Source organism: Paraburkholderia sejongensis, from assembly GCF_020880815.1.
GTDB lineage: Bacteria > Pseudomonadota > Gammaproteobacteria > Burkholderiales > Burkholderiaceae > Paraburkholderia > Paraburkholderia sejongensis.
This window is the reverse complement of the sequence record NZ_JAJITD010000005.1, coordinates 31,859-48,855: the sequence shown is the minus strand read 5'-3', so window position 1 is coordinate 48,855 and position 16,997 is coordinate 31,859. Positions and strand designations below refer to the sequence as shown.

14 protein-coding genes are annotated in these 16,997 nt (G+C 62.3%); 9 read left to right on the top strand and 5 right to left on the bottom strand.

Annotation, left to right across the window (positions count from 1 at the left end; genetic code table 11):
- Nucleotides 1-70 precede the first annotated feature (70 nt).
- Together glmU and glmS are read left to right on the top strand one after the other, a co-directional pair.
- Nucleotides 71-1,432, top strand: coding sequence for a bifunctional UDP-N-acetylglucosamine diphosphorylase/glucosamine-1-phosphate N-acetyltransferase GlmU (gene glmU / locus LJ656_RS11080; protein WP_230509472.1), 1,362 nt, complete (start codon nt 71-73; stop codon nt 1,430-1,432).
- Nucleotides 1,433-1,492: 60 nt separating this feature from the next.
- The gene (gene glmS, locus LJ656_RS11075) at nt 1,493-3,310 is read left to right on the top strand and encodes a glutamine--fructose-6-phosphate transaminase (isomerizing) (RefSeq protein WP_230509471.1); all 1,818 of its coding nucleotides are present in this window, start codon (nt 1,493-1,495) and stop codon (nt 3,308-3,310) included.
- A gap of 1,121 nt (nt 3,311-4,431) precedes the next feature.
- Here the strand turns inward: glmS and LJ656_RS11070 are convergent.
- Together LJ656_RS11070 and LJ656_RS11065 are read right to left on the bottom strand one after the other, a co-directional pair.
- Nucleotides 4,432-5,070 (bottom strand): NUDIX hydrolase, encoded by a 639-nt coding sequence (locus tag LJ656_RS11070; protein WP_230509470.1) that lies wholly within the window; start codon nt 5,068-5,070, stop codon nt 4,432-4,434.
- A gap of 385 nt (nt 5,071-5,455) precedes the next feature.
- A complete protein-coding gene (locus tag LJ656_RS11065; protein WP_230509469.1) occupies nt 5,456-7,087 on the bottom strand; it encodes a peptidoglycan-binding domain-containing protein in 1,632 nt (543 codons plus the stop codon).
- 230 nt (nt 7,088-7,317) lie between these two features.
- Between LJ656_RS11065 and LJ656_RS11060 the strand changes: the two genes are divergently transcribed.
- From LJ656_RS11060 to LJ656_RS11050, 3 genes are all read left to right on the top strand, one after another.
- Nucleotides 7,318-7,608 carry a PDDEXK family nuclease gene (locus tag LJ656_RS11060; protein WP_230509468.1) on the top strand — a complete coding sequence of 97 codons (291 nt, stop codon included), beginning with the start codon at nt 7,318-7,320 and terminating at the stop codon, nt 7,606-7,608.
- 655 nt (nt 7,609-8,263) lie between these two features.
- Nucleotides 8,264-10,177: an alkaline phosphatase family protein gene (locus LJ656_RS11055; RefSeq protein ID WP_230509467.1), complete on the top strand. Its 1,914-nt coding sequence runs from the start codon at nt 8,264-8,266 to the stop codon at nt 10,175-10,177.
- 174 nt (nt 10,178-10,351) lie between these two features.
- On the top strand, nt 10,352-11,476 hold the full coding sequence (locus tag LJ656_RS11050; RefSeq protein WP_329958855.1) for a cytochrome-c peroxidase: 1,125 nt from the start codon (nt 10,352-10,354) through the stop codon (nt 11,474-11,476).
- 18 nt (nt 11,477-11,494) lie between these two features.
- On the opposite strand, the gene LJ656_RS11045 is transcribed toward LJ656_RS11050, so the two are convergent.
- Together LJ656_RS11045 and LJ656_RS11040 are read right to left on the bottom strand one after the other, a co-directional pair.
- On the bottom strand, nt 11,495-12,103 hold the full coding sequence (locus LJ656_RS11045) for a hypothetical protein (RefSeq protein ID WP_230509466.1): 609 nt from the start codon (nt 12,101-12,103) through the stop codon (nt 11,495-11,497).
- A 110-nt stretch (nt 12,104-12,213) separates the two neighbouring features.
- Nucleotides 12,214-12,474, bottom strand: a complete 261-nt coding sequence (locus tag LJ656_RS11040) for a DUF6723 family protein (protein ID WP_230509465.1) — start codon at nt 12,472-12,474, stop codon at nt 12,214-12,216.
- Nucleotides 12,475-12,893: 419 nt separating this feature from the next.
- Between LJ656_RS11040 and LJ656_RS11035 the strand changes: the two genes are divergently transcribed.
- From LJ656_RS11035 to LJ656_RS11020, 4 genes are all read left to right on the top strand, one after another.
- Nucleotides 12,894-13,586 (top strand): lytic transglycosylase domain-containing protein, encoded by a 693-nt coding sequence (locus tag LJ656_RS11035; protein WP_230509464.1) that lies wholly within the window; start codon nt 12,894-12,896, stop codon nt 13,584-13,586.
- A 221-nt stretch (nt 13,587-13,807) separates the two neighbouring features.
- Complete coding sequence (locus LJ656_RS11030; protein ID WP_425605929.1) at nt 13,808-14,785, top strand: DUF2242 domain-containing protein; 978 nt, start codon at nt 13,808-13,810, stop codon at nt 14,783-14,785.
- Between the two features lie 580 nt (nt 14,786-15,365).
- Entirely contained in the window at nt 15,366-15,575 is a 210-nt protein-coding gene (locus tag LJ656_RS11025; RefSeq protein ID WP_230509462.1) for a hypothetical protein, read from the top strand.
- Nucleotides 15,572-15,823, top strand: a complete 252-nt coding sequence (locus LJ656_RS11020) for a hypothetical protein (protein ID WP_230509461.1) — start codon at nt 15,572-15,574, stop codon at nt 15,821-15,823. The genes LJ656_RS11025 and LJ656_RS11020 overlap by 4 nt, the downstream gene beginning before the upstream one ends.
- A gap of 68 nt (nt 15,824-15,891) precedes the next feature.
- Here LJ656_RS11020 and LJ656_RS11015 read toward each other — a convergent pair whose 3' ends face one another.
- On the bottom strand, nt 15,892-16,821 hold the full coding sequence (locus LJ656_RS11015) for a DMT family transporter (RefSeq protein WP_230509460.1): 930 nt from the start codon (nt 16,819-16,821) through the stop codon (nt 15,892-15,894).
- Between the last annotated feature and the right edge of the window lie 176 nt (nt 16,822-16,997).

The window sequence follows — 16,997 nt, the reverse complement described above, 5'->3', positions numbered from 1 at the left end:
ATTCGCGGCCTTTTTAGTGCAGTGCCGCATGGTAAAATCGGTCCCTCAAAACTCCTCTTATGCCGACGCCATGAACATCGTGATTTTGGCGGCGGGTACCGGCAAGCGCATGCGTTCCGCGCTTCCCAAGGTGCTCCATCCCCTCGCCGGCCGGCCCCTTCTTGCTCATGTCATCGACACCGCTCGCGCGCTGAAGCCCGCGCGCCTCATCGTTGTAATCGGCCATGGTGCCGAAGCGGTGCGCACGGCCGTCGCCGCTCCCGATATTCAATTCGCGGTGCAGGAGCAGCAGCTCGGCACTGGTCATGCAGTGCAGCAGGCGCTGCCGCTGCTCGATCCCACGCTCCCCACCCTGGTGCTGTACGGCGACGTGCCGCTCACGCGCGCGGCCACGCTGCGGGCGCTGACCGAAAGCGCCGGCCGTGACGGCTACGGCGTGCTGACCGTCACGCTCGCGGACCCGAGCGGCTACGGCCGGATCGTGCGCGATCAGCAGGGCAAGGTGCAGCGCATCGTCGAGCAGAAGGACGCGAGCCCCGAACAGCTGAAGATCGCCGAGATCAACACCGGCATCATCGTCGCGCCGACCGCGCGTCTCGCGGGCTGGCTCGCGGCGCTGAAAAACGACAACGCGCAAGGCGAGTTCTATCTGACCGACGCGGTCGAGATGGCAATCGAAGCGGGCCTCGAAGTCGTCACCACACAACCGGACGACGAGTGGGAAACGCTCGGCGTGAACAGCAAGCAGCAGCTCGCCGAACTCGAACGGATCCATCAGGGCAACGTCGCCGAGGCGCTGCTGGTCGCCGGCGTGACGCTCGCCGACCCGGCCCGTATCGACGTGCGCGGCACGCTCGAATGCGGCCGCGATGTGTCGATCGACGTGAACTGCGTGTTCGAAGGACGCGTGACGCTCGCCGACAACGTCAGCATCGGGCCGAACTGCGTGATCCGCAACGCGACGCTCGGCGCCGGCACGCGGGTCGACGCGTTCACGCATATCGAAGGCGCCGAAGTCGGCGCGCACGTCGTGCTCGGACCGTATGCACGGCTGCGGCCGGGCGCGGCGCTGCAAGACGAAGCGCACGTCGGCAATTTCGTCGAGGTGAAAAACGCGGTGCTCGGCCACGGCTCGAAGGCCAATCACCTGACCTATATCGGGGACGCCGACATCGGCGCGCGCGTGAATATCGGCGCCGGCACCATCACCTGCAATTACGACGGCGCGAACAAATTCCGCACGGTGATCGAGGACGACGTCTTCGTCGGCTCCGACACGCAACTGGTTGCGCCGGTGCGGGTGCAGCGCGGCGCGACGATCGCGGCCGGCACGACGGTCTGGAAGGACGTCGCGGCGGACGCGCTGGTCCTGAACGACAAGACTCAAACGAGCAAAACGGGCTATGTGCGCCCGGTCAAAAAGAAGGCGTGATGCGGATGGCGGGCGCGCGCGGCGCGCACGTCGAACCCGGCTCTTGAAAAGGAATAAACCATGTGCGGCATCGTCGGCGCGGTTGCGCAACGTAATATCGTTCCCGTCCTGATCGAAGGACTGCGGCGCCTCGAATATCGCGGCTACGACTCGTGCGGTGTCGCCGTGCTGGGCGCGGAAGGGCCCAAGCGCGCGCGCAGCGTCGCGCGCGTCGCCGACCTCGACGCGCAGGTGCATGACGGCCGCCTCGAAGGCGTGACCGGCATCGCGCATACGCGCTGGGCGACGCACGGCGCGCCGATCACCGACAACGCGCATCCGATCTTCTCGAAGGATGCGCTCGCGTTGGTACACAACGGCATCATCGAGAATTACGAAACCCTGCGCGAAATGCTGCGCGGCAAGGGTTACACGTTCGTCTCGCAGACTGACACCGAGGTTATCGCGCACCTGATCCACAGCCTGTATCGCGGCGATCTGTTCGCCGCGGTGCGCGAGGCGATCGCGCAATTGCACGGCGCGTATGCGATCGCGGTTCTGCATAAGGACCAGCCGCACACCGTGGTCGGCGCGCGGCAGGGTTCGCCGCTGGTGGTCGGGCTCGGCAATGGCGAGAACTTCCTCGCGTCGGACGCGCTCGCGCTCGCGGGCAGCACCGAACGTTTCATCTTCCTCGAGGAAGGCGACGTGTGCGAACTGTCGCTCGACGGCGTGCGGATCGCCGATCGTCAGGGCAACGAAGCACAACGCGAAGTGCGCCAGGTCGCGGCGTACGGCGGCGCGGTCGAACTCGGCCCGTATCGCCACTTCATGCAGAAGGAAATCTTCGAGCAGCCGCGCGCGATCACCGACACGATTCCGCAAAGCGATGCATTCGACGCATCACTGTTCGGCATGAACGCGGGTGAAGTGTTCGCGGATATCGACAGCCTGCTGATTCTGGCTTGCGGCACCAGCTACTACTCGGGCTTGACCGCGAAGTACTGGCTCGAATCGGTTGCGAAGATTCCGACCCAGGTCGAGATTGCCAGCGAGTACCGGTATCGCGAGTCGGTGCCGAATCCGAAGGCGCTCGTCGTGGTGATTTCGCAGTCGGGTGAGACCGCGGATACGCTCGCGGCGCTCAAGCATGCGCAGGAGCTTGGCCATCGCCACACGCTCGCGATCTGCAATGTCGGCACCAGTGCGATGGTGCGGCAGACTGAATTGTCGTTCCTCACGCATGCCGGTCGCGAGATCGGGGTGGCGTCGACGAAGGCATTCACCACGCAGCTGGTCGCGCTGTTCACGCTTGCCGCGACGCTCGCGAAGCTGCGCGGTCGCTTGAGCGACGAGCAGGAAGCCGGTTATCTGAAGCAGCTGCGGCACCTGCCGGCTGCGCTCAACAGCGTGCTGGCGCTGGAGCCGCAGATCATCGCTTGGTCGGAAGAGTTTTCGCGCAAGGAACACGCGCTGTTCCTCGGCCGCGGGATGCACTATCCGATCGCGCTCGAAGGCGCGCTGAAGCTCAAGGAAATTTCGTATATCCATGCCGAGGCTTATCCGGCTGGGGAGCTCAAGCATGGGCCGTTGGCGCTTGTCACCGAGGCGATGCCGGTCGTGACGGTGGCGCCGAACGATGCGCTGCTCGAGAAGCTCAAGTCGAATATCCAGGAAGTGCGCGCGCGCGGCGGCGAGCTTTATGTGTTCGCCGATGCGGATACGAAGATCGTCAACGACGAAGGGCTGCATGTGATCCGGATGCCGGAGCATTACGGCGTGCTGTCGCCGATCCTGCATGTGGTGCCGTTGCAGTTGCTCGCTTATCACACTGCTTGTGCGCGTGGGACGGATGTGGATAAGCCGCGGAATCTGGCGAAGTCGGTGACGGTGGAGTGAATCGGGTTGGCGGCTGACAGGCCCTGCTCGATTGAATTAGAAGCGTATACGCGTAAACGCATCTCCCGCTTCGGAAGCTCTTTTCTGCGTCCAAGCGACTGTTTTTGCAAGGTAAACGCTTCTAATTCCGGGGCCCAAAGTCGCCCGATTTCGACGGGAAATTCCGAAAAACGGCAACGGAATGAATCCGTCGCGCGGCCGGACCGGGGCCTCCGCCCCCGGTTTTTCCTCTTCAGCGCGTTCACTCTCCGCTGCTTTCGCCTGCCTCCAACCCCCGCATCATCGCGCCGTCCCCGTCCCTCCGCTGGGTTGGCGCCGAGGGAGTCGCACAAGGCGCAACCGGAACTATTGCCAAAAGGCGCTGGTGCCATTTCCAGCGCCCCTCTTTTGCGCTTGCCAGAGCATTCTGTCGAGCGAACAACAACAAATCCGCATCAAGCTTGCAGCGCCGGGCGGCATGCTACGTCAACTCATGAGCCCTCGACGCAGGCTCGCCCGCCTACGTTGGCGAAGCCGGTTCCGGCGGCGTAAAAGTCTATTTGCTGCATGGCCAACTCTTTTGGCCGCGAGTAAACCGTGTGTGCGGGCGCATAGGTTTCCTGCGGCGAAGGACAACGCCATGAGCAAACCACTGTTGTGTCGGACCTATGTATCGGGTCAATGAGGCAGCCAAGTCAGGCTAACCCTGCGAGTCGACCGACGTGCACGCGCACGCAAGTCTTGCTTCCTGCGCGTCCTCGTCAGTATCGAAGACGCCGAGAACTCCCAAGGCTGACGATTTCAAGAATCAGACGCGGGATAGTTTCGTCCTGGACGCTGCGGGGAACGATGCGCAGCCCACAGCGCGCGCAGCTCGTCGCGCGAGGGCTGGCAGAGCGAAACGTGCCTGACGACTTTCGGAGAGAAGCCAAGCCTTGGCTCTGTAACTGGCGTTCAACCGAAGCTGCTTGTCCGGGAAGTCAACGGCCCTAGCCTGCAGCTAGCGGACGGACAGCATCGCCCAAGGCGAAAATTAGCGAAACGCCAGCGTAGTGATTTCGTTCGCAATCTGTTATAGGGCGAGAACCATGATTTTCCCGTCAGCTTTCGCGACAAGACGAGCCGTGGCGATGGTAGCCGTGCTAGTCGAAGTCCACACTCCCGGCACGATATAGCTCGACTAACCTTCCAATCTGTTCGGGCAGTATGCGCCCAAGCGATAGTGAAGGAAGGTCTTCTAGACTGAAAAAATTAACGCTATCCGTCTCCGAGCCGATTATCGCTCCTGCTTTCTCCGTCGCGCCAAGGAACACTAACTTCCAGATGTGAAACGTGGACGGCGGATGGGCATGCTTATTCATGTCCCAGACCGCTAGCAGACGTTCGATACGCACCGTATATCCGCTTTCCTCGCGGGCTTCCTTCGCTGCATTCTCGGCAGGCGACAAACCTACGTTGGCCCAACCACCCGGGATTGACCACAGTCCGTCGGCAGCCTCGCGGACAAGCAGAATGCGACCGACTTCGTCAAAGATTGCACATCTGACGTCAAGCTTCGGATTCGCGTAGCCTGATTCTAATGAGAAAAGCTCAGCGACCTTGCCAGTTTCCATCGACGCAAGCTCGGCAATCTGGTTGTGAGCGATTCCCGCAATCTCCTCGTAGCGTTCCCTGTCGAAGTCACTGGTAGCGTAGTGGAGCCCGGTCTGCGCGATTGCCAGCAGGCGGCGGGCTTGGACAAGACGGGTTCGGGGTCGGTGGTCTGCGGATAACTTCGGCATGAGGTGACGACGGAACGGTAGTTGGAATGGGCGACGCGTTGGCGTCGCTGCCTCGCCAGCACGCGGTCCGACGGCCCCCTTACTTGTGCACATCAGCGGTTGGTGGGCATTTCTTCAATACCGCCCTGCGTTCAGCAACAACCAAACCTGGCCTGTCGACGGCCCAGCAAGTATGCGAGCAAACGCTCCGCTGCATCGCGCGCATGTGTAGTGCTCCTCCCGCTGCGAATCTTCAACCGTCCCGACGCCACTGAGCACAAGGTCTTGATGCGGAGGTCCTGCCGCCGATTCGCCATGAAGGGCGGCGCACTTTTCGCAAGGCTGAATCCAAAGGTCCATTCGATAGTTCGATTACGGAGCGCCTCGCGACTCGCAAGTATTTCCACTAGCCTCCACGATACCGTGCATTCAAATCCGCGGCTCGTTTTTCGAATGCTGTTGTCAGACATTGCGCATCCCCGCAACTGTGCGTGACCGCGTCCATCCAGCGTTCCTGCTCGATGCGAAGTCCATTGTCGACGTGACCGAGCCGACTCTGCGCTGCCTCGTATGCCTGCAGTTCCCGCTGGTATGTGCTCGACAAGAGGGCGTCATTGCAAACATTGCTGCCAAAATACGTTCCGTCCTGACTGCACGGAACGCTGGGAGCGTTGTGCGTCGCCTGGGGCGCGACTACGGGATTGTTTGCTTTAATGCTCTGCAGCGCAACCGGCCGTTCAATTCCTGCCGGCTTCAATCCGGCTTCCATCTTGTTGGCTGGGGGAAGCTGCCCGCCGGGCTCGACCGTCTCGGATGAGGTGGCAGTGTCAGTTTTCATGTGCGCCAGAAGCTCGGGTATTGGAGTCGAGGCACTAAGCTTCTCATGCCGTTCATACTTCAAAATTGCTGCGTTAGTACGCGTTCCAAGCGTTCCATCTGCCTGCCCGCGAAGATAGCCGTGTGCTATTAGAAATCGCTGCACTTCGCGGCGCGAATCTAGGGGCGACTCGACAACGGGCGCTGCATCTGCCTGCCGCGATGGCAAGAATTTCGCGAAGAACCGGTTGACGCCACCTTCTTGGGCCGTGTGAGCGACCGCATAACTTGCAATAGGCGTTGTCGCACTGGTAATGGGCGGAGCCCAATGCATCGCGCCGGCGGCTCCGTAGAGTGCCCCGGTGAAGGACGCTGACATCGTCACGAGGCAAGCGGTTTTGAGAGGTGCCCAGTTACGACCGCGCTGCCGATATTCAGCCGGTACCTTGAGCCGCAGTAGCGAGCTAACTGTGGCGCTCAATGCCCAACCAACTGGCGAAACGACGACCATGACAGCGCCGGCGAACCCCATACCAAAGCAAAGCGGCAGCAGGGCCTGCCATGGGTGTGTCGGAGAGAATGTAAGGAAGTTGTTGGCAGCCGAGACAAACGCCGCAAGGATGGGAAGCAACGCGACCAATGCCCAGGCGACCCAAGAGTTCGCGGGCGAGACCTTGTCGAGGGTATGAAGGAACACTATACCGAAGGTCTCCGCAGACTGGGCCGATATGAAGCCTTCTGCAACACGAACCACGACTGGCGCAGGATTCGACCTCGATTCTTTGTCGAGCTTGGCAACACTCCGCATAGCTTTGTCGAGCACAGGAACACTTCGGAAGACGGCATAGAGCCGTTTCGCCTGTCGGCGGATATTGGAACGGCCGTCTTTCCCATTCCCCAGTGTCGCAGCGATGTCCTTCAATTCGCCGCGTAGAAGCTGGTCGAAAATCGGCGGAGTCTTGATTGGGATGACATTCACGCCGACGGCAGCCACAGCATACGGAGTTTCGGCGACATCAAGGCCGAGCTCTACGACATCAGCCGTACCGGTGTAGCGCACAACCCAGTTATCGCTTTCGTTATATTCAGTACCCGCAAGGTTAAAAGGTACCAGTTCCCGCGCAGTCTCTGTGCCTCTACGTTCCAGTGCCGCGACGAGTGCTTCCGCAGCGAGTCCACTGTGCCTGGGAACGTGCCACCACGGCGTGGCAACGGAACGCACGTTGGAAATGTCGGTGAAAAATCCGTGCCCCGAGCACGCTCGACAAGTCTGCTTACCGGAGCCGCCGCAAGTCGTGCACACAACCCGACCACCGCCGCCGCACGACGAACACGAGCGCCGAATATTCTCCGAATAGGTTTCGTTGTTTCGGCCGTTCCAGCGCGTACGCGTGACCATCTGGTTATACGAACCGCTGGACGTGGGAGCTTCTCCGCGGCAACGCCGTCCCGATGACCGAGTTCGTCAATCTGCGCTATCTCTACAACATTGCACGCGAGCAGGACCTTCCATCCCTCGTAAATGCAGCTCGCCTGTTTGCGCCGGTTGTTCTTCGAAGCAGCAATCGGGGAAGCCTCGATGCAGTGATGCTTAGGGTATCGCGCAACATGGGCATCAGCTCGGACGCGGCCTACCACCGATTCACAGCGGCAGTCGTCTACGGCTTCCTTGAAATAGACCACGACTACCCTTTGAGGACGGACAAAAGGCTAGAGCTGGTCAGACGCAACTGCCAACTGTAAATTGCAATTCCAAGGGGAGAGGCAACATGGCTAAGCGTGGACTTGAAGAGCTCGGCGCCGTCTCGCGGCTTCGACCTCGAGTAGCCGATACGACGATGCTCGAGCAACTGCAGCTACCGTACGAGGAATGGCCGAAAGGGTTGTATCGGTTTGCGCTTTTTCAACGCGAACGGGATGGAGACAACGTCCGATACAGGTCGATATGCTGGAATCCGGTAGATAGGGTGCTACATGTGCTAAGGCTTGTCAGTCAGGGCGCTCCGAAGGGCCCCGGTCATTGGGAGGCTTGGTCATTTGATGCGCCTGACGCCCCGCTGAAGGATATAAAGAAGGTCGATGAGACCGTCGTTCCCGATTACATGAGGAAGAAACCAGAAAGTTTGCCGCGGTCGTACGACAAGGCGCGCATGGGTTTCGTATGGCGGCGACGGATTGTGACGGCGTTCTGCTTTCAGGACGTAATGGGTACGCGCCCGCGGCTTCCTCGCATCACCACTTCCCGCATCCCCTTCAAACTTCCCCCATCTCCGCCGACACCCCTGTAACACCCCTGTCACACCCCCGCCTTACTCTCCTACCCCGATGTAATACACCTAACAAAACGGGCAGGGGATGCGTGAGGGCGCAACTCCGCTCGCACGCGACTGGAGCGCAAGTGACTTCTTCGAACAAAAACAAGAACCCGATGTGGCGCAAGGGCACCTTTGCCCTGCTGACCGCGATCGGTCTGGCGGCTGGTCTCGCCGCCTGTGGAGACAGCGTGGATAGCACCCCGCAGGCTTCCGTCGACAAAACCCCGCAAGTGGCCGGCCAGGTGCTCGGCAGCTACATTCAGAACGCCAAGGTCTGTCTCGACCTGAACGACAACGGCAAGTGCGACAGCGACGAACCGTCGGCAGTCAGCGATGCGAAGGGCAAATTCTCGATCGGCGACAAGAGCGGCGGCGCGTGGAAAAACATCGTCGCGGATCTGACCAACGCCCGCGAGAACGATGCCAACGGCAACGACATGGGCACCAAGTTTGGCAACGGCGCATTCTTCCTCGCCCCGAACGGCGCGACCGGCAGCGTCAGCGCGATCACCACGCAGCTCGCTCAACTGGTGGCCGGCGGCGCGACGCTAAGCGACGCGAAGACCACCTTGGCGACGAAGTTCGGCGGCGTGTCGACCGACAAGCTGCTCGCCGACTTCAACACCGACAGCAGCCTCGCGGCCGTGAAGACCGCCAGCGACAACTACATCAAGACCGTCGTCGGTGCAAAGAGCATTCGTCACGTGTTCGTGATCACGCTCGAAAACAAGAACTACGAAGAATCCTTCGGCACAACCGCCGCTGCCAGCAGCCAGGACCCGTATCTGAAGTCGCTCGCGCCGCAAGGCGCGCTGCTGACCAACTACTACGGCACCGGCCACGTCAGTCTGGATAACTACATTTCGATGATGAGCGGCCAGCCGTCCACGGTCGATACCGAAACCGACTGCTTCAGCCTCTGGTCGGATGTCGTCGATGCCGGCAACGACAGCGCCAACCCGAAGATCCTGAAGGCCGGCACCGACGCGAACGGTCACGCCGGCGGCGGCTGCGTGTTCCCGGCGCGCGTGAAGACGTTCCCGAACCAGCTCGATAACGCGAAGCTGACGTGGAAGGGCTACATGGGCGACATGGGCAACGACCTGAACCGCGACGGCACCAGGACCTGCAGCTTCCCCGCCCGTACCGCGAAGCTGGCCGGCAAGGATCCGGCGAAGGCGGTCGACGGCACCCAGTCCGCTCAGGCGAGCTCGGCATCGGGCGACGTGAAGGCCGATGCGTACGCGACCCGTCACAACCCGTTCGTGTACTTCCACTCGATCATCGACGACATCGACTACTGCGACCAGCACGTCGTGAACCTGGACGACAACCTCGAGAACGACCTGAAGTCGCTCGATACCACGCCGAACTTCGTGTTCATCACGCCGAACCTGTGCGACGACGGCCACGACGGCGACGGTACCGGCGCGGCGGGCAAGGGCTGCAAGAGCGGCGCGGCCGGCGGCCTGACCTCGATCGATGCGTTCCTGAAGAAGTGGATTCCGCTCATCCAGGCATCGGCGGCCTACAAGCAGGACGGCCTGATCATCATCAACTTCGACGAGTCGAACGCGGCCAGCTCGCCGATGACCTCGACGTTCAACTCGGCCTACACGCAGATGAATCTGACGATCAACCTGACCGGCGAGTCGTGCTGCAACCAGCAGACCGGCCCGAACGTCAAGCGTCCGGAAGATCAGATCATGTCGACTCTGCCGATCGCGTACGCATCGACTCTCGGCATCAACGCTTCGTCGCTGCCGTCGACGGTGAAGACGATCCAGATCGGTATGCACTATGACGGCGTCGGCGGTGACCGCACGGGCGCTGTGCTGCTGTCGCCGTTCATCAAGGCGGGCACGACCAGCACCACCGGCTACAACCACTACTCGCTGCTCAAGAGCCTGGAAGACCGCTTCGGTATTCCGGAATACCTGGGATATGCGGACGACTCGAAACTCGTGACCTTCGGGTCCGACATCTTCACCCAATAAACACAGATGTTTTTTAACTGTTCGAAAGGGACCGCCCGGGGGGCGGCCCTTTTTTTCATTGCAAGCGTGTTCCTCACGGCATGTGGCCAGCAGGACGCTCCCCTGAACACGGCGGGCGCCGCGACCGTTGCGGCGCCCGCGCCGAAGCCAGCGGCGGCGCTTTCCAGCAAGGACATGGCGCAACTCGGCAAGCTGGCGTTTTTCGATCCGTCGTTATCCGCCTCGGGCAAACTTTCGTGCGCGAGCTGTCATAGCCCCGAGCATGCGTACGGTCCGCCGAACGGGCTCGCGGTGCAACTGGGCGGCGCCGACCTGAAGCACTACGGCACCCGCGCGGTGCCGTCGCTGCGCTATCTGCGGCGCGTGCCGATCTGGACGCACACGTACGCGAGCAGCTTCAAGGAACGTCTCGAAGACGGCGACAATCAGCCGTCCGGCGGCTACGGGTGGGATGGCCGTTTCGACCGCCCGGCCGACCAGGCCGCGTTTCCGCTGCTCAATCCGGACGAGATGGCCAATGCGAACGCCGCGGACGTTACCGCCCGCCTGAGCAAAACCGCCTATGCGGTGCGTTTTCGCGAGGTATTCGGCGAGGACATCTTCGCGCGTCCGGCCGACGCGCTCGCGGCGCTCGGCAAGGCGCTCGAACGCTTCCAGTTCGATGACCCGAGCTTTCAGCCGTTCGACAGCAAGTTCGACCAGGTGCTCGACGGCAAGGCGCGGTTCACCACCCAGGAAGCACGCGGCTTTGCGCTGTTCGTCGATCCGGAGCGCGGCAACTGCGCGTCCTGCCATCTGGTCGAGAAGGGCGCGGCCGGCGCGCACCCGGTGCTGACCGACTACAACTTCCAGACGCTCGGGGTGCCGCGCAATCCGGAAATTCCGGCCAATGCGGATCCGAAGTACTACGACATGGGGCTGTGCGGGCCGCTGCGAACCGACAAGTCCGACACCGCTTGGTACTGCGGAATGTTCAGGACACCGACGTTGCGCAACGTCAGCACGCGCAAGGTGTTCTTCCACAACGGGCGCTTCCACACGCTGGAAGAGTCGCTGCGCTTCTACGTGCAGCGCGACACCAACCCGCAGAAGTGGTATCCGCATCCCGGCGGCAAGCAGCCGTTCGACGATCTGCCCGTGAAGTATCAGAACAACGTCGATCGCCGTACTGCTCCGCTGACCAATCACAAGGGCGGCAAACCGGTGTGGTCGGAAGGGGATATCCGCGATGTGATCGCGTTTCTGAACACGCTGAACGACAGCGATGCGCAGCCGGTTGGGAAAACGGCGATGCACTGAACGGGGTCAAGCAATCGATCACTCTTTCGCGAGCGCGACCGCAACCGCCGACACGAACTCCGCGCGCACGCTATCGCCGACGCGCAGGTCGGCGAGCGGGATCTCACGCGCCGCGTGCAGCACCTGTTGATGCTTCGGGCCGCGCAACGTCAGCAGGCGCTTATCGCGATCGATGTGGACAACGGTCGCGACGACCCGCACCCGATGCACGGACGACGCGCTGCCCCCCGAAGCCGGCAGTGCGACCGTCGTTTCGACGCGCTCGCGCACGCCTCGCGCCGCGAGTTTGTCGACGTGCATTAGCAGCGCCTGCTGATACGCGACGTTCAGCCGGTCGCCGACCCGCAGCCGGCTGATATCGGCTATCGCAGGATTCACGTCGACATCGGCGAGCTGGCCGTGCGGGCTGCGCAACGTGACGTTGTTGTGGGCGGGATCGATTGCGACGACGCGTACTTGCATGTGTACGACGTCGGCCTGCCGCAGCGCCGCCTGCACGGCCGCGGCGGACACAGGTTCGCTCTGCGCGAAACCGGTCTGAGGGAAGACGCCGCCGGCGAGGAGGGTCGCGCAGCCCAGCGCGCCCAGCGTTCGTCCTGCTTGGCCCCAACCGCTGATGGCTCGCATGGTTCGCTCCTGAGGTTGTCGCTGTGATGGCCGCTGTCCTGGCACGCGTGGTAAGCCCTGGCGCGGTGGCGCCGCGACTTCGTGACCAGCGCGGCGCGTCTCTTTTAAGCCTATAACTCCGGCCGCGCCAGATCACTCTCGACGATATGTTCGCCGTACACCTGCGCGGCCGCGGTCGCTTCGAGCCGACTCTCGTGCGGGCCGAGTTCGGGGGCGCCGTCGAACGGAAACAGCACGCGGCCGTCGGTCGTGCGTACCACCTTCAATACGCCGAAGAAGCGTCGGTAGCCGGTCATTTTCGCGCTCGCCGAAATCTCGAAGTCGTCCTCCGTCGTCCCGGGGACGCTGGGAATAAACGCGGTCTTGCTCATCCGTGAAAACATCGCTGGTTGGTTCGTCTGGGGTGGGCCGAAACTCGGGCCTCCAGGAAGCCCGCGACAGGCGGGCGACCTGCATTGTCGCAAATCCATGCAAAGCACGACGCCTGCATGCGGTCCGCGGATCGACGCGATTCGATGAGAGGACAGGGCGGCGGGACGGTTTTTCCGTCAAACGCAACTAACAGCATAACCGTGCAATTTTTAGAAGAACCAGCTTGCAGCGCTGGCGGGCGCGCATGCGAACCTTTTGCGGCCTGTTTGCGTGAGCCACCGGTTCAGTCGAAAACTCGCCTGCCCAGCCGCGAGCCTTTCGTTCAACCTTGATTTAAAAGACAAAAATTGTGATGGTCCGATGACAGCCCTGATGCCGGCGCTATAATGCGCAGGTCTTTGTTACCTTCCGCCCCGCCATGAGCCGGTTACTTTGCCTGATCGTGCTGTCGCTCGGCCTCGCGCAAACTGCCGCAGCCGACGAAAACAGCGACCGGATTTCGGCGTATCTCACGCACAAGTTCGGGCTCAACAAAGACAAAGCTCAAAAGATCTCCGACGCGGTGCAATCCGCCGCTTCCAAATACTCCCTCCCGCCGGCGCTGCTGCTCGCCATCATCTCGATCGAATCCCGCTTCAAGGAAAAAGCCCACGGCGCCAACGGCGCGACCGGGCTGATGCAGGTCGTGCCGCAAGCGCATCGCGGACTTCTGCGCAACGTGAAGGATCTGACCGAGCCGGGCGCCAACATCGAAGCCGGCTCCGCGATCCTGTACGGCTACATGCGCTCGGCCAACGGCGATCTGAACGCTGCGCTGAAAAGTTACGGCGGCTCGAAGGCATATGCGCAGAAGGTTACGTTGCGCGTCGAGGATTTCTCGGCGATCGCCGTGCCTCAGGACAAAGCGCAAGCCGGCAGCGGCCAGGCGGCGTCGTGTGAAGCAGATCGATGCGACGACGCCAATCCGTGGGCTGACGCGTTCAGCGTGCCGGCCACGCCCGCCGGTAATGCGGCGGCGAGCGGCGCACGGGCGCCGTCGGCCGCGCTCGCGGCGTCGTCGGGTTCCGTATCGGCCTCGACCTCAGGCTCGCCGCGCAGCGCGTCGAAATAATCGCGTTCACCTGGTCCGCCGATCGCGCTCGCGCGGTCCATCGCGCATTTTCCCGAAGACAGGCCCGTGCCTCCGCGCCGGCGAGTTCGCCCGGTGCCGCCCTTGTCATGCGCCGTAATGCGACACCGGCCTGACGTTGCACCCTTTTTACGCACGTTCACAGCGCCGCTCTACAATGCATTCCCATTCGCGCTGACGACGCGCGCTTCTTGCCATCGACCATGCAGATCCCGTTTTCCCGATCCACCGCCGCGGCCGTATTCGGCCTGCTGGCGCTCGCGGCATGCAGCAGCACGCCGCAACCGAAATTCACTCAGGAGATGTTCGAGACCGGCGCGAGTCCGTATGCGCGCAATTTCAATTCGAACACCATCGATAGCTGCGAAGCCGCGCGTCGCGCGCTGCTGAGCCAGGGCTATCTGACGACGATGTCGCGTCCCGATTCCGTCGACGGCACGAAAAATTTCCAGCCGACTAGCGACACCCACGTGGTCGTCGAATTTCATGTGGTCTGTACGCCCGGGGAAGAGGCGGCCAGCAGCAGCATCGTGTATGTGAATGCGGTGCAAAACGGCTTTGCGCTGAAGAAGAGCGATACGTCGGCGAGCGTCGGGCTCAGCGTGCTCGGTTCGCTGTCGCTGCCGATCCGCTCGAATAGCGATGCGATGGTGAAAATTTCGAGCGAGACGATTCCGTCGGGCAAGTTCTATGAACGGTTCTTCGGGCTCGTCGATCACTATCTGCAGACCGTCGTGCGCACGCAGCCGGTGACGAGCAGCGCGATCGAAACGCGCACGCTGCCGATGCAGGTCGCGACGCCGCTGCAGCTCACGACAATTCCCGCCGAGATGCCGGTCACGCAGAGCGCGCCGGCGGCAGTGCCAGCCGGAGGCCCGGCTCAAATGAGCGCACCGGTTCAGGCCGCAGCGCCAGAGCATGTAACTGCGCCCGCAGTGAGCCAGCCGACGCAAACAATCCCTGCGCAGATCGCAGCACCCGCGGCAACTCAATCATCGACACCCGCCGCAGCGCAGATCACATCACCAGCGCCGGTCCAGATCACCACATCCGTGGCAACTGAACCGCCGACGCTCACCCCAACGCAGCCCACCGCACCCGCTCCCGTTAACCAACTCCTGGACCCGATCGGCCAGGCTGCCGCGGCCGATCCGGCGAGCGGCGCGACCCGCGTTCCGTAAACCGGTAAACCAACACGGACATCGAATGTGTTTGGGCTGATCAATCACTGTTCAGCCGTTAACCCCACGCAGCGACGTTTACCTTATGGTGTTTACTTAAAACGTATACATACATAGTAGTAGTTAACAAAGGGCACTCGTTTCTGTGGATAACTCCCAAATCCCGTCTTACATCAACACGATGCGGAAACGATAACCGTGCGGAACACGGCTGTAGAAAAACTACATGGCCGGGATAACTTTGAAAGCACGTTAACCGGCCCCTGCTCTTATCAAGATTCCGCACACAGGCTATTCGCCGTGCTATCCCCGAGTTGTACAGAGGTCGCTGTGGATAACCTGGCCCTCGCAACGCTTATCCCAAAGCGGCGGAGCAGACGATTCGCGGGTCGCGAAGCGCTCGTTAACGCACAGAATCCGGTTAACGCCGCGCGCATAGTAAGAACACGGAACAAAGATTGCGTGCTTACTTTTTGCAAACGCAACTGTTGCTATTTCGCTAAATCCGTTTAGCCAACGGCCAAAACAGGCATAGAGTTAAAGTGCTTTGTGAGGTTCTTGGTGCAGTGCGGGGGGATGTATGAAACGCAGATCAGCACGACAGCTAGTCCGGCTTCTTTCGGATCTTCGGCATGCGGCCCATTGCAGTACGTTGCGGGCCGCCGCGACTAACCGGGCGATAGCGCTGGCAAGCGCCGAGGCCGACGAAGACCTCGCCGCCGCCGATGACGACAACACCGAGTCCACCCGCGACGCCTATCGCGACAAGCTGTTCCGGAGCCGGTCATGAGAGCCGCAAGCGAACGCTCGTTGCGGTTTCTGGTGGAGAAGTGGCTCGCGCCGTCGCCATCCGAGCCGGTTCACGTGACTGAATTCAGCCGCACGCGAATGGGTGGGCGACGCTACGTGCGAGTCGAGACGTCACCACGGGAGGGCCGCCGCGGACTGTTTTTCTTCCGCCACGACGACGGCTGCTGGTGCGTGTTTCCGCCGACCGCCGACACCCGCAATCTGTTCGCGCATCCACGCGCGGCATAGCCGGCGCACCGCAGCGGCGCCGGGATCAACAGTGGCGAACGCAACGACGAACGACGCGCGCCACACGCTCAAGCCGTCTTCGACACGCGCTCCCGGCTGCGTTTCCAGCCGGGCAACACCTGACACACGATCAAACCGGCGAGCATCAGCGCACAGCCGAACAGTGCGCGCGCCGTCAAGGTTTCGCCGAGCACCAGCCAGCCGGCGAGCGCCGCGAACACGCCTTCCATGCTGAAGATCACCGCCGCGTGCGACGGCGCCGCATAGCGCTGCGCGACCACCTGGATCGTATACGCGACACCGACCGACAACGCTCCGCCGTAAACGATCGTCGGCGCCGCGCGCACGATCACCGCGACACTGAGCGGTTCGAGCGCGAGACCGATCACCAGACAGACGAGCCCGCAGGTCACGAACTGCACGAGCGCGAGCATCAGGGTGTCGTGGCGCGCGGCGAAGCGGCCGACCAGCATCATTTGCAGAGAAATCGCCAGCGCGCCGGCCAGCTGGAACCAGTCGCCGTACAGCATCGAGAAATGTTCGTCGACGCTCAGGAAGTACATGCCGAGCGCCGCGAGCACCGCGCCGAGCCATGTGCCGGGACCGGTCTTATGGCGCAACAGCACGCCGAGCAGCGGCACGATCACCACGTAGAGCGAGCTGATGAAGCCCGCGTTGGCGACCTTTGTGTATTGCAGGCCGATCTGCTGCAATGAAATCGACACCGCCAGCACGACGCCGAGCAGCGCGCCCGCGCCGAGCAGTTCGCGCGCGCCGGCCGGTTCGCGCTTCGTGAGTTCCGCGAGCGCGGAGCGTCGCACGCAGACGATCATCGTCAGCACGACCAGCGCGCCGAGCAGAAAGCGCAGACCGGTGAATAGAAACGGGCCGATCGCATCGAGACTCAGGCGCTGCGCGACAAACGCGGAGCCCCAGATCAGCGCGGCGATCAGCATCAGCGCGTTGGCGCGCAGGTGTTGGCGGGTATCGGGATTCAAGGTGTTGTTGTGGTCTTGAGCGGTGGATCGCGCCGGTGAGACACGCAACGTCGGCACACGGCGCGCTGCCGGTAAGCAGCCGCTCACATGATACGCGGGCCGGGCGACCGCCACGCACGCCGCGCGGCGTCAGCGCGGTGTCGGGCATCCGCGGTAACGCCCGACGCAAGCCGCTG